Annotated in this window: 15 protein-coding genes and 1 pseudogene; 6 read left to right on the forward strand and 10 right to left on the reverse strand. The window is 70.7% G+C overall.

Annotated elements, in window-relative coordinates:
* Both IEY91_RS20030 and IEY91_RS20035 read left to right on the forward strand, forming a co-directional pair.
* Nucleotides 1-3,237: an ATP-binding protein gene (locus IEY91_RS20030; protein ID WP_229697095.1), complete on the forward strand. Its 3,237-nt coding sequence runs from the start codon at nt 1-3 to the stop codon at nt 3,235-3,237.
* A gap of 141 nt (nt 3,238-3,378) precedes the next feature.
* On the forward strand, nt 3,379-5,112 hold the full coding sequence (locus IEY91_RS20035) for an RICIN domain-containing protein (RefSeq protein ID WP_189175037.1): 1,734 nt from the start codon (nt 3,379-3,381) through the stop codon (nt 5,110-5,112).
* Between the two features lie 31 nt (nt 5,113-5,143).
* Here the strand turns inward: IEY91_RS20035 and IEY91_RS20040 are convergent, their stop codons facing one another.
* Both IEY91_RS20040 and IEY91_RS20045 read right to left on the reverse strand, forming a co-directional pair.
* Complete coding sequence (locus IEY91_RS20040; RefSeq protein WP_189175038.1) at nt 5,144-5,971, reverse strand: alpha/beta fold hydrolase; 828 nt, start codon at nt 5,969-5,971, stop codon at nt 5,144-5,146.
* A 49-nt stretch (nt 5,972-6,020) separates the two neighbouring features.
* Nucleotides 6,021-6,860: a helix-turn-helix domain-containing protein gene (locus IEY91_RS20045; protein ID WP_189175039.1), complete on the reverse strand. Its 840-nt coding sequence runs from the start codon at nt 6,858-6,860 to the stop codon at nt 6,021-6,023.
* 69 nt (nt 6,861-6,929) lie between these two features.
* Here IEY91_RS20045 and IEY91_RS20050 point away from each other — a divergent pair, with 69 nt between their 5' ends.
* Complete coding sequence (locus IEY91_RS20050; RefSeq protein ID WP_189175040.1) at nt 6,930-7,373, forward strand: VOC family protein; 444 nt, start codon at nt 6,930-6,932, stop codon at nt 7,371-7,373.
* 126 nt (nt 7,374-7,499) lie between these two features.
* Nucleotides 7,500-8,618 (forward strand): ADP-ribosylglycohydrolase family protein, encoded by a 1,119-nt coding sequence (locus IEY91_RS20055; protein WP_229697096.1) that lies wholly within the window; start codon nt 7,500-7,502, stop codon nt 8,616-8,618.
* A 23-nt stretch (nt 8,619-8,641) separates the two neighbouring features.
* On the opposite strand, the gene IEY91_RS20060 is transcribed toward IEY91_RS20055, so the two are convergent.
* The 4 genes from IEY91_RS20060 to IEY91_RS20075 all read right to left on the reverse strand — a co-directional run bounded on the left by IEY91_RS20060 (nt 8,642) and on the right by IEY91_RS20075 (nt 13,143).
* Complete coding sequence (locus IEY91_RS20060) at nt 8,642-9,463, reverse strand: DJ-1/PfpI family protein (RefSeq protein ID WP_164323900.1); 822 nt, start codon at nt 9,461-9,463, stop codon at nt 8,642-8,644.
* Complete coding sequence (locus tag IEY91_RS20065) at nt 9,460-10,446, reverse strand: GlxA family transcriptional regulator (protein ID WP_189175123.1); 987 nt, start codon at nt 10,444-10,446, stop codon at nt 9,460-9,462. The genes IEY91_RS20060 and IEY91_RS20065 overlap by 4 nt, the downstream gene beginning before the upstream one ends.
* Nucleotides 10,447-10,545: 99 nt before the next feature.
* A complete protein-coding gene (locus IEY91_RS20070) occupies nt 10,546-12,102 on the reverse strand; it encodes a sodium:solute symporter family protein (RefSeq protein ID WP_189175041.1) in 1,557 nt (518 codons plus the stop codon).
* A 255-nt stretch (nt 12,103-12,357) separates the two neighbouring features.
* Nucleotides 12,358-13,143, reverse strand: a complete 786-nt coding sequence (locus IEY91_RS20075; RefSeq protein WP_164323906.1) for an SDR family oxidoreductase — start codon at nt 13,141-13,143, stop codon at nt 12,358-12,360.
* Nucleotides 13,144-13,223: 80 nt separating this feature from the next.
* Here IEY91_RS20075 and IEY91_RS20080 point away from each other — a divergent pair, with 80 nt between their 5' ends.
* Entirely contained in the window at nt 13,224-14,063 is an 840-nt protein-coding gene (locus IEY91_RS20080; protein WP_189175042.1) for a hypothetical protein, read from the forward strand.
* A gap of 153 nt (nt 14,064-14,216) precedes the next feature.
* Here the strand turns inward: IEY91_RS20080 and IEY91_RS20085 are convergent, their stop codons facing one another.
* The 3 genes and pseudogenes from IEY91_RS20085 to IEY91_RS20095 form a co-directional block, all read right to left on the reverse strand.
* A complete protein-coding gene (locus IEY91_RS20085) occupies nt 14,217-14,426 on the reverse strand; it encodes a DUF397 domain-containing protein (RefSeq protein ID WP_164323910.1) in 210 nt (69 codons plus the stop codon).
* Nucleotides 14,427-14,618: 192 nt separating this feature from the next.
* Nucleotides 14,619-15,476 (reverse strand): annotated as a pseudogene (locus IEY91_RS20090) (helix-turn-helix domain-containing protein).
* A 448-nt stretch (nt 15,477-15,924) separates the two neighbouring features.
* Nucleotides 15,925-16,695, reverse strand: a complete 771-nt coding sequence (locus IEY91_RS20095) for a GOLPH3/VPS74 family protein (protein WP_189175043.1) — start codon at nt 16,693-16,695, stop codon at nt 15,925-15,927.
* A 600-nt stretch (nt 16,696-17,295) separates the two neighbouring features.
* On the opposite strand from IEY91_RS20095, the gene IEY91_RS42355 reads away from it, so the two are divergent.
* Complete coding sequence (locus tag IEY91_RS42355; RefSeq protein WP_268240891.1) at nt 17,296-19,767, forward strand: D-alanyl-D-alanine carboxypeptidase; 2,472 nt, start codon at nt 17,296-17,298, stop codon at nt 19,765-19,767.
* 102 nt (nt 19,768-19,869) lie between these two features.
* Here the strand turns inward: IEY91_RS42355 and IEY91_RS20105 are convergent, their stop codons facing one another.
* A complete protein-coding gene (locus IEY91_RS20105; protein WP_189175044.1) occupies nt 19,870-21,534 on the reverse strand; it encodes a DUF8823 domain-containing protein in 1,665 nt (554 codons plus the stop codon).
* Nucleotides 21,535-21,543: the final 9 nt, after the last annotated feature.

Consider the following 21,543-nt stretch of genomic DNA (forward strand, 5'->3'; position numbering starts at 1 on the left):
ATGGCGGCAGGCGCGGCGGACCAGCCATCCATGCAAGAGCTGATACGGCGGCGCAGGCGGTCCGGATTCGTGGGACGGCGCGGTGAACTCGCCGCATTCCGGGCGAACTTCGACGTGCCGCCCGCTGACGAGCGGCACCGCTTCCTTTTCCACATCCACGGCAACGCCGGTGTCGGCAAGACCTCGCTCGTGCGGGAGATGGAGCAAGTAGCCCGCGAGCACGGCGCGTTGACGGCGTATGTCGACGAGTCCGTCGGCAGCGTGCCGGAGGCCATGGCGGCGGTCGTCACCGAGTTCGCCCGCGAGGGACGGCGGTTCAAGGAACTCGACCGGCTGCTGGCCGCGCATCGCGAACGGCGCCACGAGGCGGAATCGGCAGCCCTGGCCGCGACACTCGGCCCGGAGCCGGAAGCCGGCGCCGGGCCGCCGCCCCCGTCGGCCGGGAGCATGGCGGCCGCCCGCGCGGGACTTGCCGGGCTCGGGCTGGTCCCCGGAGTCGGCGCGCTCGCGGGCGCGATCGACCCGGCCCCGATCGCGCACGGCACCGACCGCCTGCGCGCCGGCCTCGGCGCCCGCTTCCGCAATCACGACGACGTACAGCTCGTGATCTCGCCCGAGCGCGTGCTGACGCCGGTGCTGCTCAGGGAGCTGGCCGAGGCTGCGGCCGCGGTGCCGTGGATCGTTCTCTTCTTCGACACGTACGAACGGACCGGCCCCTTCCTCGACGGCTGGCTCCGCGACGTGATGACCACCGACCGGCACGGGCGGCTGCCCGCGAACATCGTGGTCGTGACGGCCGGGTGGCAGCCTTTCGACACCGCGCGGTGGGACGGCTACGAGGACTTCATGACGGACGTGCCCCTGGGGGTGTTCACGGAGGCGGAGGCACGAGGGCTCCTCTCCGGGAAGGGGGTCGTCGCCGAGCCCGTCGTCGAGGAGGTGCTGCGGCTGTCCAGCGGCCTGCCGGTGCTTGTTTCGACTCTCGCCGAGAACCGGCCGGGTGAAGTGGACGACGTCGGCGATCCGTGTGCCACGGCGGTGGAACGGTTCCTGAAGTGGGAGCAGGATCCCGTGCGGCGGGCTGTCGCGCTGGTGTGTGCGTTGCCGCGCAGGCTGGACGCGGATGTGTTCCGGGCGGCGGTCGCCGGAGTGTGCGGCGATGAGGAAGTGGCCGTGCTCTACGTCTGGTTGCGGGGGCTGCCGTTCGTCGGCGACCGTGAGGATCGGGTGCAGTACCACGACGTGGTGCGGGGACCGATGCTGCGGTTGCAGCGGTACCGGTCGCCCCAGGGGTGGGCGGAGGCTCACGCGCGACTGGCGGAGACGTTCGGACGGCGACGGGCGGAAGCCGAGGGTGGCCGGGCCGAATTGGAGGTGTGGGCCGACCAGGCGTGGCGGGAGCTGCGGCTCACGGAGTCCTATCACCTGCTGTGCGCGCAGCCCGGGGCTGCGCTGCCCGTGGTTCTGCGGGACGCCATTGAGGCGTGCAACGAGGGCGAGGCCCTTGCCCGGCGGTGGGCGGACGTTCTGGTGGATGCGGGCCGGGACGCGGACGCGCGGGATGTGGGAGCGTGGGGGCGCCGCCTCGCGGATGCGTTGGAGGACGGCGGGATCGTCGCGGCCCTGGGGGAGCTGCTCGACCGTGCCGGGTTCGATGTGCCCGGTCGGGCCCTGGCGCTGTCGATCCGAGGCCGCTACCTGCGGGACAGCGATGAGCACGCGCTAGCGCTCGCCGATTACGACGCGGCGCTCGCGCTCGACTCCCACCTGGTACGGGCGCTCGCCGGCAGAGGCTGCACGCGGTATCTGATCGACGAGGACGACGCCGCGCTCGTCGACCTGAACCGTGCCGACGAACTCGCGCCCGACGACGAATTCGTTCTGCGCATACGTGGCAGCCTCCACCGCTTCAGGGGCGCCTATGACGAGGCAGTGCGCGACTTGACGTGTGCGGCCGAACTCAATCCGACGCGCGCGGCCCGGTGGACGGATCTGGGAGCCGCTCGACTCGGGTTGGATCAGCATGCCCAGGCTCTCGCCGCCCTGGACCGTGCGCTGAGACTCGACGCGGACAACCTGTGGGCGTTGGTGAACAGGGCAGTTGTACATGTCGATCGCGGGGACCATGCGTCGGCCGACGCGGACCTGGGCCGTGCTGTCGAGATGGCCGCGGGCGCGGCGTTGCTGTTCTGGCACCGGGGCAATGTTCTGCACACGGCAGGCCGCGAAGAGAACTCGCTTGCCCACTACGATCGGGCGATTGCGCTCGCCGATGACTACACGATGGCGTACGCAGCCCGTGGGGCCGCACTGCATGACCTCGGCCGGCTCGAGGAGTCCCTGGTGGACTTGGACCGGGCCATCGCCCTGGACCCGGACCATGTCTTTGCGCTGACCCACCGGTGCAGCGTGCTGTATCTCCTGGGCCGGTACGAGGCGGCACGCGCCGATGCGGACCGGGCACTTGAGCTGAACCCTGCCTACGAATGGCCGCGCTGTCTGCGAGGTGCCGCATTCCGTGAACTCGGGTGCTACAACGAGGCATTCGCGGACCTGAGCCGGGCCATCGAGGCCGCCCCAGAGGGCGCCTGGGCGAACCAGCTTCGGGCCTCCGTGTGTCTGGCCACCGGCCGCCTCGGCCCCGCACTCGCCGACTTGGCGCGCTATGCCGAGATCGGCGATGACGCGGCCTGGGCACGCCGCAGGACCGCCGAGGTTCACCTTTGGCTCGGCGATCCGGTGCGAGCACTGGCAGAGCTGGCCGCCGAACCTGTCGAGGATTACTCCGAGGAGCTGTGCAAGGCCTACCGCATGGCCCGGCAGTGGGGCCTGGCGCGCAGGGTGGCACTGGCGGTGGGCGAAAAGGGGGAGCACTGGGGTGCGTTCGACCTTGCCCTGGTGGTGAGTGGATCCGAGGGCATGGCGGCAGCCCGTCCACTGTGGCAGCGGACCGTACGACTGATGCAGGCCTTTGACCCGGACCTCCCGTGGCGCGACGACGTCTCCATCGTGATCGCCGCAGGCACCGCCGACTTTCCAGCGCTTGACGCGCGCCTCGCGGACGCCCTCGCCGCGGGTGAGCCCACCATGGAGTGGGACGAATGGGCCGATCTGGCGGACTGCCTGGGCGAGTTGCTCCACGCGCGGGGCGCCGACTGCGCCCGGCTGGCACCCCGCTTGGCGGCGGTGATCGCTGCCCGGGACGCCGTCCAGGCGAAGTACGCCCTGCCCGAGTGACAGACCCCTGGACTACCGTTTCGCCCCGTGGAATCAAGCAACTCAAGTACCCCAAGCGGCTCAAACAACTCTGGCATACGCACACGCCGCAGGGGCCGGTTCGCGGCGACGCTCGTCGCCCTGGCATCCCTCGCGGCCGTCATGACGGGCACGCAGCAGGCCGTCGCCGCGGGCGGCCCCGAGGACGGCACCTTCGACAAGGTGGACTCGTCCAAGTTCGTTCTCTATCCGCGCGAGATACCGGGCGTCGACCCGGGACAGCTCGGGGACCAGACGGCCCGTTCGGTGATCGAGGGTGCGGAGGCGACGAAGGCCGTGGCGAAGGCGTCGCCGCTGAGCGTCGCCCAGTCGCGACAGCACACCGGCCGGAAGCTCTGCCACTCGACCGGCCTCAACGGCACCTTCAAGTACAACGGCTTCTGCTGGGACAAGACGGACGACGACACCAGCGCGTACAACAAGGCCGGAGGCTGGCATCCGCAGGGCATGACGGCCTCGCACGACGCGTACGCGGGCGGCACGGCGGACGGCCACCACCTCTACATGCAGTCCTGGTACTACGGCAGCGGCGACGACGGCAACGGGTCCACCGTCCGCGACCAGAAGGCCCGCGTCTCCATCCTCGAGTCGACCGGCAAGGACTGGAGTTACGGGCATGTGCTGCTCGTCCGGCCCCAGGGCAGCCGGGACAAGCCCAACTTCAAGGCGGTCGACAACGTCCACGCCGACGGCATGGCGTGGTACGGGAACCGGCTGTTCGTCGCCAACGGCGGCGAGCTGCAGATCTACGACCTGAACCACCTCTGGAAGATGAACTCGGTCTCCGGGGACGTCGGCATCAAGGGTGGCGTCTCGTCGGCCGGTCATCACCAGTGGGCGCTGCCCATGGTCGCCCGCTACGGGTACCAGACCAAGGCCCAGGAAGCCGCCTGGGAGCAGGCGCACCCCGGCAGGAAGGCACTGCGGGCCTGTGACGGGCTCATCGCCTGCCTCAGCTCCCTGAGCGTGGACCGCAGCACCGGAAGCCTGGTGTCCGGGGAGTACCGCAGCAACTCCGACGAACTGCGTTACCTCAAGCCGCCGAAGCCCATCGACACGCGCCCGGCGCGGGTGATCTCCTGGCCGCTCGCCTCCATCGGCGAAGGCGGGACGTCGCCCGTCACCGCGACCTCCGCGTACGTCGCCCCCGTCCGCCAGCTCCAGGGCGTGGCCACCGACGGCAGCTACTACTACCTGTCCGGCGAGTGTCCCGTGGGCTACATGGAAGATGCCCGCCCCGGCGACACACTCAGCTACTCGTGCGTCTACCAGGCCAAGCCGGGCGGCCGGGCGTCAGTGCTGACCCGCGCACCGGCCCTGACCCAGAACCTGTCCTACTCGCCCAGCTCGGGCCGCCTGTGGGGCAGCAACGAACAGACCGGCCACCGCGTCGTCTTCTCCCTCCTGCCCAGGCGGGCCGACGGCGCCGTCTACCTCAGCAACGACTACAGCGCCCTCTGCGCCGGTGCGGGCAACAAGATCACCAACGGCTCGAAGGTGATCCAGTGGGGCTGCACCAACGCCCAGGACGAGCGGTGGGTGTTCGACGAGACCACCGACTCCGACGGCAAGCGTGCCTACACCCTGCAGAACGCCTACTCGGGCAAGTGCATGGGTCCCGCGTCCAGCCTCGCCAACGGGGCGGGCATGGTGCAGTACACGTGCAACGGCGCGGTCGACCAGAAGTGGTGGCACGACCCGGGCACGCACGAACTGCGCAACGTCTACTCCGGCAAGTGCCTCGGCCTCGGCTCCGCGGCGACCAAGGGATCCCAGCTGATCCAGTGGACCTGCAACGGGGCGGCGGACGAGAAGTGGTCGAAGACGGCCCGCTGAGGCGTCAGCCGGTCCGAGTCCGAATCGGGCGTCAGATGAACTTGCCTATCGCCTCGTTGAGTTCAGGCGCCTCCCGGTGCAGGAGTCCGTGGTGGCTGCTGCCGGACAGGATCGTGGTCTCGACGTGGGGGAGCAGCGCCGCGGCGGTCTCCGCGACCCGGCGGGCGTCGTGGGGGCGGCTGTTGGCGGCGAGCAGGATCAGTACGGGTGTCCGGAGGGCGCGCAGGGCGGCCGGTGTCGGGCGCGGGCCCGTGACCGGGCGGGCCTTCATGAAGCCGGTCGCCGCTTCCTGAAGGCGCAGCCACGCCGGATGGAGGTAGGCGTCGCCGGTCTCCCAGCGCAGGAACGAGCGGACGCGTGCCGGGGTCGGTGCGACCAGCATCGGCAGGGCTCGGAGCAGATATTCCGGCCGGTATCCGGCGAAGCAGTTGGTGGGCTCGATCAGGGCGAGGCGACTGACCCGGTCCGAGGACAGGGCGTAGTGGAGCGCGATCCAGGCGCCGTACGAGTACCCGGCGAGGGCGGTCCGTTCGATGCCGAGGCCGTCGAGGAGCGTGTCGAGCCACTCGTTGAGCCCGGCGACGCTGCCGACGCGCCCCCGGTCCGGGAGGCTGCGCCCCGCGTCGCCGACGAGGTCGGCGGCCAGCACGCGATGCGTACGGGCCCACGTGGGCGCGTTGAGGAACCAGCCGGCCGAGGTGTCCCCGCCGCCGGGCAGCAGGAGCAGCGGCGGCGCGTCCTGCGGGCCGACGCAGTTGACGCGAGTGGTGCCGTACGGAGTGGGGACGTCGACGCGCTCGACCCCGCCACCCCACAGGTCGAGCAGCCCCTCGTACGCCTCGAAGAACGCCTCGTGCATCACAAGCCCCCCGACTCGCGTCCCTGCATTTCTCTCGCTCAGCGAGATGTTAGAGGGAGGACGGCCGCGGTGACGGGTGAAGGCGAGAGCGGGCGGGCGTCTGGACCAGGATGCAGCCGTCGCGGGGCTCCGACGTGAGCAGCAGTGTTGCCTCGTACGGAGCCAACTCGCCTGCGGGTGTGGTGAGTTCGATGTCGTGCGAGGTGAAGTCGCCCACCGATCGACAGCCCCACCAGGCCGCCAGGTCCGGGCATTCGTCCCGCAGGAGTTCCGTCACGCGGGCGCTGCGGGACGTTGGGGGCTCGCGGTCCGCGCGGGTGCGGAAGTGGCGGTAGAGGGCGAGGGTCAGGGGCTGCCAGGTGGGGAGGGTGGACTGGTGGCCGGGGTCGGTGGTGAGGAGCAGGAGCAGGTTGCGGCGGTCGGGGGGTACGTCGGCGGGGTCCGGCCAGAGGGTCGCGTACGCCTTGTTCCAGGCGAGGATGTCGAAGGCGGAGGTGAGGAGCAGGGCGGGGCTCGTGGGCCAGGCGTCCAGCATGGGTTGCAGGGGGTGGGTGGGGTGCGTGGGCGTACGCGTCGGGCTGTGGGCCGGGGTGAAGCCCGCGAGGGTCAGGGCGTGGGCGTGGGCCGCCTCGTCCATGCGCAGGGTGCGCGCCACCGCGTCCAGGACCTGGCGTGACGTATCCACGCGGCCCTGCTCCAGCCACGTGTACCAGGCCACGGAGACGCCCGAGAGCGCGGCGACCTCCTCGCGGCGGAGGCCTGCGGTGCGGCGGCGGGGGGTGGCGGGGAGGCCCACGTCGGCGGGGGCGAGGAGCGCGCGGTGGGCGCGGAGGAAGCCGCCGAGCTCGCGGCGGGGCGAGTCCTGTCCCACGTGGGGTGCTGCCGTCATCCTGTGACCTCCACTCACCCCATGAACACCCGCCTGGTCGGGCCCCATTCCCGCCGCGAGGCTGCACTCATGACCGACATCGACACCACAACCGAACCCGTCGTCATCCGACGCCACAACGACTCGTCCCACCTGACCGAGCCCCGCCCCCTCATCCGCGTCTACACCCCGCCCGGCACCCTGGACTCCGTCACGGCCTTCTACGAGCGGCTGCTCGGGACCGAGCGGGACATGTACTTCACGTATCCGGCCAGGGAACTCACCCTGGCCGTCGTCGGCAGCTTCCTGCTCGTGGAGGCCGCGGAGGAGGTCCTGGAACCGTTCCGGGCGACCGACGGCACGCTGCTCGTCGACTCCGCCGAGGCCTACCTGACCAGGCTGACCGCGGAGGAAGGCACCGAGATCCTCGTCCCGCCGCACCGGGTTCCCACGGGCACGGGCTTCACCGCCCGCCACCCCGACGGCACCGTCATCGAGTACGTCGAACACCGGCCGACCCCGTCCGGGCGTTAGCGACAACCCCCTCCGGGAGACAGAGAAAGGGCACCTCCGTACAAACCACTTGGGCCCTGAACCCACCGTTCCCGTTCGATTACAGTGCTGCGGAGTCGGACGCCAGGGCACGGGAAAGGGGGTTCGGTGAGCACTGCAGCAGCCACCGGTGTGTGGGGCCGCACCGAGCAGCAGGACTTCCGCAGCCGGGTGCGCGGCACGCTGCTCGGGGCCGCCGTCGGCGACGCGCTGGGAGCGCCCGTCGACGGGCTCGGGCTCGGCGCGATCCGCGAGGCGCACGGCACCGAGGGCCTCACCGAACTCGTCGGCGCGCACGGCAGGCGCGGTGCCGTGACCTGCGCGACCCAGCTGATGCTGTTCAGCGTCGACGGGCTGATACGGGCGCAGGTGCGGCGCGACACCGGGGCCTGGCACCCGCCCACCGACCTGCACCGCGCCTACCGGCGGTGGGCGGCGACCCAGCGCGACTGGGGGCCCGACGAGCGCCGCAAGGAAGACGGGTGGCTGGCCCGGGAGGAGTGGCTGTACTCGCGCCGCGACCCCTCCCGCGCCTGCCTCACCGGGCTCGCCGACGACCGCATGGGCACCCTCGACGTACCGAAGAACCCCGGCGAACAGGGGCCGGACGCCGCGACCCGGTCCGCGCCCTTCGGGCTGCTCGTCGGCTGGGAGCCGCAGCTCGTGCTGCAGCTCGCCGTGGAGTGCGCCGTGCAGACGCACGGGCATCCGACGGCGTTCCTCGCGGCCGGGGCGCACACCATCCTCGTACACGGCCTCGCCCGCGGTGAGTCCCTCGACGGCGCCATCCAGCGCACCCTCGCGCTGCTCGCCGCCCGGCCAGGCCACCAGCCCGTCACCGACGCGCTGCGGCACGCCCTCGGCGCCGTCCGGCAGGGCATGCCCACGGCCACCCGCGTCGAGGAGCTGATCGGCGAGGGCGGGGCGGTGGGCGCGCTCGGCGCCGCCGTGTACTGCGCCCTCGTCGGCGAGGACATCCGCCACGGGCTGCGCCTCGCCGTCAACCACAGCGGCGCCTCGGCGGCCTCCGGCGCGCTGTGCGGTGCCCTCCTCGGCGCCCTGCACGGCGAGACCGCGCTGCCTCCCGGCTGGCTGACCGAACTGGAGGGCCGCGCCACCATCCTCGAACTCGCCGACGACTTCGCCATGGAGATGACGCAGGGGCCCGCGCTGCACAGCCCCGCGGGGGCGGCGCCGGGGTGGCTGGCGCGGTATCCGCGGGCCTGAGCCACGTCGGCGTACCGCTGCTCTCACACCTGTGAGTCCTCCAGGATCTTCAGCGCCCGTGCCTTCAGATCGTCGCTCGCCTCCTGCGCGTTCCCCGCGTCGAACGGCGGCCTCGGGTCGTACTCGACGGCCAGCTGGATCGCCTTCGCCGTGTCGTCGTCGGTGAGCCGCGCGGCCAGGTACAGGGACATGTCCAGACCGGCCGAGACGCCCGCCGACGTGATGAACTTCCCCGACTTCACATAGCGTTCAGGGACATAAGTGACGTCGAAGGTCTTCTCCATGTACGGGGCCGACGCCCAGTACGTCGTCGCGCGGCGGCCGTCCAGGAGCCCGGCCGCCGCCAGGATCAGCGAACCCGTGCACACGGACGTGGTGAAGCGGGTGCGGCGGTTCGTCTCGCGGATCCAGTCGAGGAGGGGCCGGTTCTGCATGGCGGCGATCAGGCCGCGGTTGCCCGCGCCCGGTACGAGGAGTACGTCCAGGCGGCCCGCCTCGTCGAGGGAGCGGTCGGCCAGGACGGCCACGTCACCCGTGTCGGTGCGTATGGGGCCGCGCCGCTCGGCGAGCATCGTGACGCTCGCGCCGGGGACGCGGGAGAGGACTTCGGCGGGGCCCGTGGGGTCGAGGAGGCTGTAGCCGTCGTACAGGAGGATGCCGATGCGGGGGCCGTCGCTGCCGCTGCTGCTGTTGCCGCTGTCGGTCTTCGGGTGTACGTCGGTGGCGTGCGCGGGGCCGGTCGCGGCGAGGCCCGCGGTGGCGAGCGCGGCGGTGGCGGCGGTGCCGCGCAGGACGGTGCGGCGGGTCGTGGGGCGCGGCGACTGCGCGTGTGTCGGGTGCGTCATGCCACGGGAGTCTCCCGAGGGAGGGGCGTTCGTGGGCGGGGCATGTCCGGCATCCTGCGGATCCTGTCCCCGGGCATGCCGAAGTGGTCCACGAACGCCTGGCGCAGCGTCTGGGCGGAGCCGAAGCCGCAGCGGCGGGCGATGGCGGCGAGGGACAGTTCGCTGGAGCGCACCAAGTGGGCGGCCGCTTCCGTGCGGGCCGCCCGGACCGCGCGGGCCGGCGTCGTGCCCAGGTGCGCCGAGAACAGGCGGGTGAGGTGGCGGGTGCTCACGCCCGCGCGGGCCGCGAGGGCGGCGGGGGACAGGTCCTCGGCGAGGTGCGCCGCGATGTGGCCCACCAGGTCGCGGACCAGGCGGTCGCCCGGCGGGGGCGCGGCCAGGAACATGCTGATCTGGGCCTGGTCGGCCGGGCGGTGCAGATACGAGACCAGTTCGCGGGCCACCGCGCGGGCCAGGGTGGGGCCGTGGTCGTCCTCGATGAGGGAGAGGGTGAGGTCCAGGGCGCTGGTTACGCCCGCGGAGGTGTAGACGTTGCCGTCGCGTACGTAGAGGGGGGCCACGTCCACCGCCACTGTGGGGTGGCGGGCCGCCAGTTGGGCCGCGTAGCCCCAGTGGGTGGTGGCGCGGCGGTGGTCAAGCAGGCCCGCGGCGGCCAGGACGTAGGCGCCTGTGCAGACGGAGGCTATGCGGCGGCTCTGTGCCGCAAGGCGGCGTACGTGGGCGACCAGGTGGGGGTCGGCTGCCGCGTCCTCGTAGCCCGCGCCGCCGACCACGAGGAGAGTGTCCAGGGGGCCCTTCACCGTGTCCAGGCGCTGGCCGGCCGCCAGGGCTATGCCTGCCGTGGTGGTGGCCGGGCGGCGGCCCACTGTGCCCAGTTCTATGCGGTACGGGGGGCTTGCTCCGTGGCGGTTGGCTATGTCCAGGGCGCCGCTGGGGCAGGCGATGTCGAGGATCTGGGCGTTGTCGTACGCAACGAGTAGCACGCGTCTCGCGGTCTGCATGGGGTGCAGTCCACCACGGGTGCGTGGGAGAACCCCCGCCGCGGAGCGGCGGGGGTTCAGGGGTGCAGGCCCAGGGCGGCGTCAGGCGACCGTTTTGGGTTCGGTGGGTTCCGGTTGGGTGGGGATTGCTGCCGCGGACGAGTCGTCGTCCGTGTTGATGCGCTCGATGAGCGCGTCCCGCTCCGGGGTGTCCTCCGGCTTGATGTAGCCGATCACGATGTAGAGGATCAGGGACACGGCGAGGGGGATGGAGACCTGGTACTGGAGGGGCACGCCGCCGTCGACGTTCCAGTGGATGGGGTAGTTGACCAGCCAGAAGGCAAGCAGACCCATGCTCCAACTGGTGAGCGCGGCCGTCGGCCCGCAGCGGCGGAACTGGCGGAGGAGGCCCAGCATCATCGGGATGGCGATCGGGCCCATCAGGCCGGCGACCCACTTGATGACGACGGTGATGATGTCCTTGAAGGCGGGGGAGTTGACCTGCGTGGCCACCGCCATGGAGAGGCCGAGGAAGATCACGGTGGTGAGGCGGGCGGCGATGAGTCCGGCGTGGTCATTCCACGCCCGCGCCTTCTTGGAGAGGACCGGCGCCACGTCCCGCGTGAACACGGCCGCGATCGCGTTGGCGTCGGAGGAGCACATGGCCATGGTGTGGGAGAAGAAGCCGACGATGACCAGGCCCAACAGGCCGTGTGGGAGGAGTTGTTCGGTCATGAGGGCGTACGAGTCCGAACCGTCCGGCTTCTTCGCGTCGACCAGCAGCGGCGACATCCACATGGGGAAGAACAGGACCAGCGGCCACACCAGCCACAGGATGGCGGAGAGGCGCGCGGACCGGGTGGCCTCGCGCGCGTTGGCGGTGGCCATGTAGCGCTGCGCCTGGTTGAGCATGCCGCCGTTGTATTCGAAGAGCTTGATGAAGAGGAAGGCGAGGAGGAAGACGGTTCCGTACGGACCGACGAGCGGCTTGGCGTGCCCGTCCAGTTCGGGGCGGTCCCACACCCCGAAGAACCCGCCGTACTCACCGAGCTTCGCCACCACCGCCACGAACATCGCGACACCGGCGAGGAGTTGGATGATGAACTGCCCGAGCTCCGTGAGGGCGTCCGCCCACAGGCCGCCGATCGTGCAGTAGATCGCGGTGATCACGCCGGTGATGAGGATGCCCTGGTTGAGGGAGACGCCGGTGAAGACGGAGAGGAGGGTCGCGATCGCGGCCCACTTCGCGCCTACGTCCACGATCTTCAGGAGCATGCCGGACCAGGCGAGGGCCTGCTGGGTCTTCAGGTTGTAGCGGTTCTTGAGATATTCGAGGGGCGACGCGACGTGCAGGCGTGAGCGCAGCCGGTTGATGCGGGGCGCGAACAACTGGGCGCCGATGGCGATGCCGAGCGCGATGGGGAACGACCAGGTGATGAACGACGTGACACCGTAGGTGTAGGCGATACCGGCGTAACCCGTGAACATCACCGCGCTGTATCCGGACATGTGGTGCGAGATTCCGGAGAGCCACCAGGGCATCTTCCCGCCGGCCGTGAAGAAGTCGCTGACGTTGTCGACGCGTTTGTGGGACCACACGCCGATCGCGACCATCACGCCGAAATACGCGATGAGCACGGCCCAGTCGAGACCGTTCATTGCCCCTCCCAGGGGTCCGCCTTGTGAACTCGGTCAACTCCGCTGAAACGGCGCCCACTTCACCTGTGAGACACCTGAACGGCCGCGAAGTGCCCGCTCATCGTCGGTTCGGCGGCAAGGCGCGGACAACCGCCCGCACAGTCAAGAGGAAGTAAAATCGTTCGAGTTGACGACCTTGGTTCACGTACGTGACTGAAGAGGGGCGACGAAAGCCCCCGAAGGGGGTCACGCCGGACCCCCGTCCGGGGGTGGTCCCTAGCGCATCACCTCGCCCGCGTTCACCAACAACGACTGGCCGGTGATCGCCCGCGCCCGGTCCGACGCCAGGAACACGCACGCGTCCGCGACATCTCCGTCCGTCGCCAGTTCCGGCAGCGCCATCCGGTCCGTGAGCCGCCGCTTCACCTCGTCCTCCGGTACGCCCTCGGTGTGCGCGGTGAACTTCACGTACGCCTCGACCGGAGGCCCCCACATCCAGCCCGGCTGGACGGTGTTCACGCGGATCCGGTGCGGGCCGAGCTCGCGCGCGAGGGAGTACATCGCCGAGACCAGCGCGCCCTTGGACGCCGCGTACGCCGCCTGCCGCACCTGCGAGGGCGCGGCCACCGACGACTGCGTACCGATCAGGACGACCGAGCCGCCGCGCTCCTTGAGGTGCGGCAGGCAGGCCCGGGTCATCCGCAGCGAGCCGAGCAGGTTCACGTCCAGGACGCCGTCCCAGGCGACGAAGTCCGCGTCCTGAAGGCCGCCGAAGTAGCTGTCCCAGGCGGCGACCTGGACCAGTGCGTCGATCCGCCCGAACCGCTCGACGGCGAGCGCGGCCAGCGCGTCGCACTGGCCCTCGTCGGTGATGTCCGTGGCGCGGTACGCGACGCGCTTGCCCTCGGGGTCGAGCTCGGTGGCCGACTTGGCGAGGTTCGCCTCGGTGCGCGCGCCGAGCACGGCGTTGCCGCCGTCGCGCACCACGGCGGCGGCGACCTCATGGCCGAGCCCCGCGCCGACCCCCGAGACGATCACGGTCCTGCCGTCGAGCAGTGACATGGGGAACCTCCGGACTCTGGCAGTTTGCCTGACGGAGCGTCAGAGTATGGGCGTCCAACGGAGGAAGGAAGGGGAGACCAGTGACTGAGGACACCCGCGCCGAGGTGTACGGCGAGCTGGCCGCCGCCGGTCCCTACGGGGTGCGCCCCGGCCATGCGCTGATCACCATGGTCGAGCCGCACCCCGGCCAGGAGTTCGCCTACAACCGCTGGTACGAGGACGACCACTACTACGCGGGCGCCATGGCGATGCCCTGGATGTACGCGGGGCGGCGCTGGGTGGCGACCCGCGACCTCCAACTCCTGCGCCGCCCGGAGAAGTCGGCGGTCGCCGAGCCGGTGACCGCGGGCTGCTACCTGTCGACGTACTGGATCACCGAGGGCCGCTACGACGAGCACATGAAGTGGACCGTCGGCATCAACAAGCGCCTCAACCGCGACGGCCGCGTCCACCAGGCCCGCACCCATGTCTTCACCGCCTTCCAGGACCACGAGGCCACCGTGTACCGGGACGGTGCGGCCGGGCCGCGCGACTTCCACGCGCTCGACCACCCGTATCAAGGGCTCGTCCTCGAAGTCGTCGACGCCGAAGGTCCGCGGCAGCGCGCCGAGTTGCTGGAGTGGCTGGTGGCGCGGCGGCTGCCGCGCGCGCTCGCCGGTTCGCCCGCAGCGATGGCGGTGATCTTCCGGCCGACGCCGCTGCCGGGGGACCGGATGACGTACGTGAAGCAGGTCGAGGGCGTCGACACGCGGCTGACGCTGCTGTGGTTCCTGGAGTGCGATCCGCGGGAGTGCTGGGAGGGGCTGTTCGCCGCCGGCGAGGCGGGAGTGGCCGAATCGGGGCTCGGACGGGTGGAGTTGCTCGCGCCGTTCATCCCGACGGTGCCGGGCACGGACCGGTACGTCGACCAGCTCCGCTAGGCGCACGCCGATCAGCTCCGCCAGGCGTACGCCGACCAGCTCCGCCGGGCAATGGCCGAGCCCCCTCGGCCAGGACGGCGGACCAGTCGAGAGGGCTCATGCGATGGTGCTTATGCGGTTTTTCTCAGGCGGTTGAGTCGGTAGTGGCACGTATCACCCGCGGTGGTGATCTCCCTCGCGGACCTCGGTCACGAAGACATTCCACGACTCCGCCGGGAAGGCGATGACCGGACCGTCAGTGATCTTCGAGTCGCGCACGGAAATCGCGTGCGTGACGGGGGACTTGACCTCGACGCACGCGCCGTTCCCAGTGGAGTAGGAAGACTTGGTCCATGCGTGCGACGCGCCCTGCTGGATAGCCATGTTCGCTCCGTTTTGCCCAGTTGGTGAATTGCTGTTACCGCTGTTGAGCGGTATACGCCAACGTTCTTGCTGTTGGCGTGAATGACGCTACTCGCCAACATCGATCGGCGGATGGCTCGTTCACTCAACCGGATGGCATATTCCAGAGGGGTCTTCCGCTGCGATGCGCCAAAGGTGTACGGTGCGGCGCCTTCAGCGGGCGTACTCCTTGGCGAGGTCCGCGATCAACTGCCGGGACTGCTCCACGTTCAGCGCCTGTGCCCGCAAATGCTCGTACATGACGCTGTACTGCTGGACGTCATTCGCCTTTTCCAGATACAGGTCGCTGGTGACACCCTCGATGTAGACCACGCTGGAATCCGACGCGTCCGGGAACTCCAGAATCGCGTACTGACCGTTGAGCCCCGGATGCGCGCCCATGTCGAACGGGATCACCTGCACCGTGACATGCGGCAATTGGGACTGTTCCACCAGGTATTCCAGTTGTTCGCGCATCAGCGCGCGGGTGCCGACGACGCGGCGCAGCGCGGATTCGTCCAGAACGGTCCACAGCCGCAGCGGATTCTCCGGCGCCGCGATGCGCTCCTGGCGGCGCATCCTGACCTGCACCCGTTTCTCGATGTCGGTCGGGGTGGTCTCCGGGAGCGCGCCGGTGATCAGTGCCTCCGCGTACGGCCTGGTCTGGAGCAGGCCGGGGACGACCTGCGGGTCGTACACCCGCAAGGAGGCGGCGTCCGTCTCCAGGCCGATGTACACGCTGTACGGGATGTCGCCGAAGGAGTGCCACCAGCCCTACTGGCGGGAGTCCTTGGCCATCTGCATCAGCGAGTCGACGATGCGGTGGTCCTCCACCTCGTACACCCCGCAGAGGTCGCGGACGTCACGCTGACTGATCGAACGGCGGCCGTTCTCGAGGCGGCTGATCTTCGACTGCGAGACGAGCAGGCGCTCCGCCACCTCCTCGGCCGTCATGCCCTTGAGCTCACGCAGCCGGCGCAGCTCCTGGCCGAGCCGGCGTCGCCTGACGGTGGGATTGACGTTGGACGCCACGGGACGTGCACCTCCGGCACTATGCCTCTACTTTGCGTGTCTGCTGCCATGCAGAGTGCCACCACGGGCCAACTCGCCGCTGGGAAACAGCAGAACAGCGGTGTGTGGGGGTGCCGGCGCGGCTCGCGCCGAGTGCGGTTCCTCAACGGGCGTGCAGCGTGAGGCGGTTGCGGCCGCACGGGCCAGGGCGCCGGTCCGTCCGTCCTGGACGGACCGGCGCCCTGCCCGCGCGGTCCAGCGGCTCCCGAACCGGGTCTGGGGGACTGCGGTGCGGCGCTGGGTGCACCTGGCGGTGCGGGTGCGTCACGCGGTGCGTGTGACGCGGGGTGCGTCACGCGGTGCGTGTGACGCGAGTGGTGCCTGAGCTTGGTGGTGCTGGCGGTGCTTTGGGTTGCTGGCTTTCCCGGTGGTGCCGGTGGTGCTGGGGTTCTCTGCTGTGGCCCGGATATCAGTGGGCCACGGCGCGGGCCATGGCTCCCGCACCCCGGTGCGGCTGCATCGGAACCCTGCCGGGGTCCGGTGCGGTCCTCGCCGCCTGCGCGGGCTGCCGCCCGCTCTGTCCCGCGGTAGTCGCGGGGCTGCGACGCGGCTGCGCCGCCACACCGTTCTGGACGTCCATCACGGCGTGCGCCACGAGGCCGCCCATCGGGTCGTGCCTGATCAGATCCCGCAGCCGGGAACGGGACGAGCGGCCCTCGTTGCCCGGATACAGGTGCTTGCCGAGTCCGACCGCGTGGGCCAGCGCGGCGAGCGCCGCGGTCCGCGGGTCCGGCGGTACGCCGGTGCGGATCGCTGAATCCAGCCGGGCCCTGATGTCCCGGCTGATCGCCGTCTCCGTCGCTTGGTAGCGAGTCGTCGGCAGTACTCCGCACATCTGGCCCGCCACGGCATGCACCATGCCGCACCGCTCCAGATGCGAGAGGTAGATCTGGCGCAGCCCCAGTCGGGGCCCGCCGATCCAGTGGACCGCCCGGACCGGGCTGCCGCGCCTGCGCAGCAGTTCCAGTGCGGAGTCCAGAGTCGGATCTCCGGTCGGCCGTGGCATCACCACGGCGATACGATCCCCGTCAGGGGCTATCCGTCCGGCCAGCGCCAGCTCCACTAGCTGTGCTCCGGCCAGACCGAGGTCGAGCGACTGCGGCTGCGCTGTGGTACCCGTGGCCGGGTCCAAAGCGAGCAGCAGAAGCTCCTCCGGAATTGTTCTGCGGCTCCTGCCCATCCATGCCTCCCCGCGTGGATGAATGACAGGGTGACCCCTCTCACATTGGTCTGTCGAGAGCGCGTGGGCGGTACGTACGGGAACCAGTAGGTATGTCGTTCTCGTCTACCACGGGGGTTAAGCCCTCACACAGGACACTGGTACATGGTTCGGACACCTTCGGACAGCGGGTCCGGGCGGGTGATTGCGGCGGTGCGGCGCTTCGGCGTACGTAATGGCCGGACGTAACGGCGTGGCGAGCACGAGGAGGCATCGGTGGCGGGCGAGTTCCCCGACAGGTCGAAGACGGTTTCTGGCGGGGGCGCCTCGGACGGTGGGGCCGACGCTTCGTCCGGCTCCTCGGCCGGCTCCACGCCGGGCGCCAACGGTGGAGACGCGCGGCTGCGCGCCGCGGTTGCCGCGTGGGTCGCGGGGGCTGATGAGTCCTCTGCGTCCTCGCCGGAGGCCGAGGGGGAAGGTTCCTCCTCGGGCGAGGCCGGCTCCGCGGACGGCTCCGCCGGGGTTGCGGGCGAGGGTTCCGGTGCTTCAGAGGAGGCTTCGGGCGAGGGCTCGGCGGAGGCTGCTGACGGCGCCGCTGAAGGCGGCATAAGCGCAGGTCAGGTGGCTGACGCCGGTGCCGCGTCGGGTGCCGGGGCGGACGATGACGCCGCGGCTTCCGCCGACGGCGGGGACGCTGCCGAGGACGACGGTGCCGACGCCGCCGACTCCGACTCCGACTCCGACGACTCCGACTCCGACTCCGACTCCGACGGCGCCGGGGCGGCGGGTTCCGCGGTCGACATGGCGACTGCCGTGTTCACGGCTGCGCGGCCCTCCGCGAAGGCGGACGCGGACGATGCCGATGCCGATGCCGATGCCGATGCCGATGCCGATGCCGATGCCGAGTCCGCGCCGCGTGACCCGCGGGTCGACCGGGCCACGGCCGTGTTCAAGACCGTCCGGCCGGCCGAAGCCGACGCGAAGCCCACTGCTGAGGCCGACGACGAGCCGGGAACCGCGGGCGAGGCGGAGCCCGAATCCGACAGTCGCCCGGTCGACCAGGCCACCGCCGTGTTCAAGTCGGTACGTCCCGGCGACGACGCGGACGGCTCCGCGGAGCCGGGTGAGGGCACGTCGAAGGACGAGCCCGAGTCCAGCGGCGACGCTGCGAAGGGTGCCGCCGAGTCCGGCAAGGACGTGGCGAAGGACGCGCTGAAGGGTGCCGCCGAGGGCAAGCCCGTCGACCAGGCCACCGCTGTCTTCAAGGCGCTCCGGCCCGCCTCGGCGGGGGTGGACCAGCCGACCACCATGCTCAAGCTCGGCGATGTGCCCGAGCCCAAGGACGACGCGGCCGGGGCCGAAGCCGGGAAGAAGGCCGAGCCCGAGCGGAAGGCTGAGTCCAAGGCTGAGTCCAAGGCTGAGTCCAAGGCCGGATCCAAGGCCGGATCCAAGCCCAAGGCCGAGCCCAAGCCGGAGTCCGAGTCCGAGCGGACCAGCAAGTTCGTCGCGCTGAAGCCGCTCGACGAGCCCCGCGCCAAGCCCGACCCGAAGCCCGCGACGGACCCGGCCGCCAAGCCGGGCACCACCCCGAGAGCCACACCCGGGTGGGCGGCCGGGACGGGAGCCGCCGGGACCGAAGCCAAGCCCGGGTCGGCCGGAGCCGCAGCCGGGGCCGGAGCCGCAGCGGGCGCCGACGCCAAGGCCGCCTCCGGCCCCGTACCCCCGCAGACCACCCCCGCACAGACGCCCGCGCCGGGGCCGCAGCAGGACCAGCACACGCGTCAGCAACCGCTGCCGCCCCGCCCCCCGCTGGACCTGCTCGCCGAGCTGACCAACACGCCGCCGCCCCCGGAGACCCCGACCCGCACCATCGTGCGGCGGGTCAAGGTCTGGACGCCCCTCGTCGCGCTCCTGATTATTGTGTTCGCAGTCGCACAGGCCGTGCGTCCGCTGCCCGAGCCGAAGCTGACGCTGACGAGCGCGTCGTCGTACTCCTTCGAGGGCGGAAAGCCGTCCATCCCCTGGCCGGCCAAGGGCCAGGCGGCCATGGACGTCGACGGCATCGGTACCTTCGGCACCTCCGGCGAGCAGAAGCCCGTACCGATCGCCAGCATCGCCAAGGTGATGACGACGTACCTGATCCTGCGCGACCACCCGATCAAGAAGGGTGAGAACGGCGAGAAGATCCCCGTCGACGCCCAGGCGCAGCGGCACTACGAGAAGGGCAAGCCCGCCAACGAGTCCGTGGTCAAGGTGACCGAGGGCCAGGAGCTGACCCAGTACGAGGCACTGCAGGCCGTGATGCTGCCGTCCGCCAACAACGTGGCCCGGCTGCTCGCCCGCTGGGACAGCAAGGGTTCCGAGGAGAAGTTCGTCGCCAAGATGAACAAGACCGCCAAGGAACTCGGCATGAAGAACACCCACTACACGGACCCGAGCGGCCTCGACAAGACGACCGTGTCGACCGCCGAGGACCTGGTGAAGCTCGGCCGCGTCGCCATGGAGAACCCGATCTTCAAGGAGATCGCGGGCCAGCCCAACTACAAGGACCTCAACGGCGACAAGCAGAAGAACTTCTTCGGCCTCGTCCCGACCGTCGCCATCGGCATCAAGACCGGCACCACCACGGCCGCCGGCGGCAACATCCTCTTCGCCGCGGAGAAGAAGGCCGGCGGCAAGACCCACATGATCATCGGCGCGGCCCTCGCCCAGTTCGGTACGGACGGCGTGGCCAACATCGACAAGGTCACCAACGTCACCAAGGACCTCATCGCGGCCGGGCAGGACACCCTCAAGGCGAAGACCGTGGTGAAGAAGGGCCAGGTCGTCGGCGAGGTCGACGACGGCCTGGGCGGTACGACGCCGGTCGTCGCCACCAAGGACGTCACCGCCGTCGGCTGGTCAGGCCTTACCTCGAAGGTGGAGCTGGACAACGGCGGCAAGACCCCGCCGCACTCCGCCAAGGCGGGCACGGTCGTCGGCCGCCTCACCGTCGGCGACGGCACCACGAGCGGCGCCATCAAGGTGCCGGTGGCCCTCCAGAAGGACCTCTCGGAGCCGGGCTTCGGAGCGAAGCTGACGCGCGTCGGCTAGAGCGGCAGGAACAGCAAGAGAACGAAGAAGGGGTGGGGCGAACCGAACGGTTCGCCCCACCCCTTCTTCGTACGCCAAGCCTTCTTCGTGCGAAGTAAGCCGCTAGTCCTTGTCGGGCGCCGGCTCGCACTTCGGCTGCGGCCCCGATGGGCCCCCGTAGTTGGACGCGATCCGCACATCCCCCGGCTTCTCCACCGTCAGGCGCGTGAAGTCGCCCTCCTTGTAGAGGCAGCCGCCCTCCGCCCACAGCCACGGCGAGTAGGCGACGCGGACGATGACCGAGCCGGGCTTCGGCATGCGGACGGTCAGGTGGGCGCCGTCGGCGGTGACCACGGAGCCGGGCTTGTCGACGAGGGGGACGGCGTCCTTGACGCGGTAGATGCGCCAGTTGTCGTCGTGCCAGACCTGGTCCAGGTAGCTGGGCTCGCTGGTCACCAGGTCGTGCTCGCGCTCGGCGGCGCCGTCGGGGCGGCCGTCGCCCTTGTAGAGCACGACGAAGCCGACCGCCCAGTGGTTCAGCCAGGCGCGGTACGAGGACGACGAGAAGATGCCCTCCTTGACCTCGGAGACCGGCCGGCCCTCGTAGAACAGGCGGCCGCGCTCCACGTCGGCCTGCCGGTTCCAGCCGCGCGCCATGTTGATGTACGGCGACAGGACGGCGGCCTCGCGGTGGTCGCGGGCCGGGACCACCTCGACGCGGGTGCGCTCGGCGCCCAGGCGGTTGAGTGCCTTGACGACGCCGTCGGTCTCGACGGCCCAGGTGGGCACCTTGGTGTACGCCACTATGTCGGAGGTCGTCTTGATGGACACCCAGATGAGGGAGAGGGCGACGGCGCAGATCAGCACCGTCCGATGCCAGAAGTGGCGCGGCTTGCCGCTCGGCCGCAGCAGCCGCAGGGCGGGGAACTTCCGGTTCAGGACGGCGGCGAGCAGTATCGGCGGGGCCGCGATCTCGGCGAAGCGCTCGACATTCGTACCGATCGGGGTGGGGATCAGCCAGGTAAGCACCACGCCCACCGCGTACACCGCGGCGCCCACCTTCAGCAGCTTCCAGGAGCGCGGCGCCGCAAGGATCACGACCCCGCACAGCAGCACCGGCGGGAAGATCCTTATGAAGGCCATCGGCTGCTCGCCCTCGAAGGGGAACAGCCACGTCGTCAGGCCGACGACGACGAACGGCGGCAGGACCAGGGCGAGCCCCTTGCCCCACTCGCGAAGGAGCAGATAGGCGCCGCCCACCACGACGAGGAAGAGACCGGCGACCGGGCTGCCCATGGTCGCAAGGGCCGCGCAGAGCGTGGCGGCCGCGACCCGGCGCCGGTTGGCGGTACCGGTGACCGCCAGGACCGCGCCGACGCCGAACGCGACGCCCAGCATGAACGTCGCCCGGCCGCACACGACCTGGCACCACATCGAGAAGCCGACGATGATCGAGGGCCACAGCGGTTTGCGGATGCCGCTGCGCATGATGATCGCGACGCCCATCCAGGTGGCGGCGATGCCGGAGGCCGCCGCCACGGTCCGCACGCCGAACGCGGCCATCAGATACGGGGAGATGACGCTGTAGTTGGCGGTGTGCAGGCCGCCGTACCAGAAGAGGCTGTACGCCGAGCCCGGGTAGCGCCGGGCGAAGCCCGCCCAGGCCTCCTGGGCGGCGAGGTCGCCGCCGCCCGTCGCGAACACCGTCCACCACAGCAGGTACAGCGGCAGCACACCGGCGGTGATCAGCAGCGGCATGCGGTAACGCACGTGCCACGGTTCGGGCATGCCACTGCC

This window comes from Streptomyces lasiicapitis (assembly GCF_014646335.1).
Lineage (GTDB): Bacteria > Actinomycetota > Actinomycetes > Streptomycetales > Streptomycetaceae > Streptomyces > Streptomyces lasiicapitis.

Excerpts from the sequence above, each read along its gene's own strand:
- IEY91_RS20060 (WP_164323900.1), bottom strand. The coding sequence starts at position 9,463 with ATGACGCACCCGACACACGCGCAGTCGCCGCGCCCCACGACCCGCCGC.
- IEY91_RS20105 (WP_189175044.1), bottom strand. The coding sequence starts at position 21,534 with ATGCCCGAACCGTGGCACGTGCGTTACCGCATGCCGCTGCTGATCACC.
- IEY91_RS20095 (WP_189175043.1), bottom strand. The coding sequence starts at position 16,695 with ATGGGCAGGAGCCGCAGAACAATTCCGGAGGAGCTTCTGCTGCTCGCT.
- IEY91_RS20085 (WP_164323910.1), bottom strand. The coding sequence starts at position 14,426 with ATGGCTATCCAGCAGGGCGCGTCGCACGCATGGACCAAGTCTTCCTAC.
- IEY91_RS20045 (WP_189175039.1), bottom strand. The coding sequence starts at position 6,860 with ATGACGGCAGCACCCCACGTGGGACAGGACTCGCCCCGCCGCGAGCTC.
- IEY91_RS20050 (WP_189175040.1), top strand. The coding sequence starts at position 6,930 with ATGACCGACATCGACACCACAACCGAACCCGTCGTCATCCGACGCCAC.
- IEY91_RS20035 (WP_189175037.1), top strand. The coding sequence starts at position 3,379 with ATGACGGGCACGCAGCAGGCCGTCGCCGCGGGCGGCCCCGAGGACGGC.
- IEY91_RS20040 (WP_189175038.1), bottom strand. The coding sequence starts at position 5,971 with ATGCACGAGGCGTTCTTCGAGGCGTACGAGGGGCTGCTCGACCTGTGG.
- IEY91_RS20070 (WP_189175041.1), bottom strand. The coding sequence starts at position 12,102 with ATGAACGGTCTCGACTGGGCCGTGCTCATCGCGTATTTCGGCGTGATG.
- IEY91_RS20075 (WP_164323906.1), bottom strand. The coding sequence starts at position 13,143 with ATGTCACTGCTCGACGGCAGGACCGTGATCGTCTCGGGGGTCGGCGCG.
- IEY91_RS20030 (WP_229697095.1), top strand. The coding sequence starts at position 1 with ATGGCGGCAGGCGCGGCGGACCAGCCATCCATGCAAGAGCTGATACGG.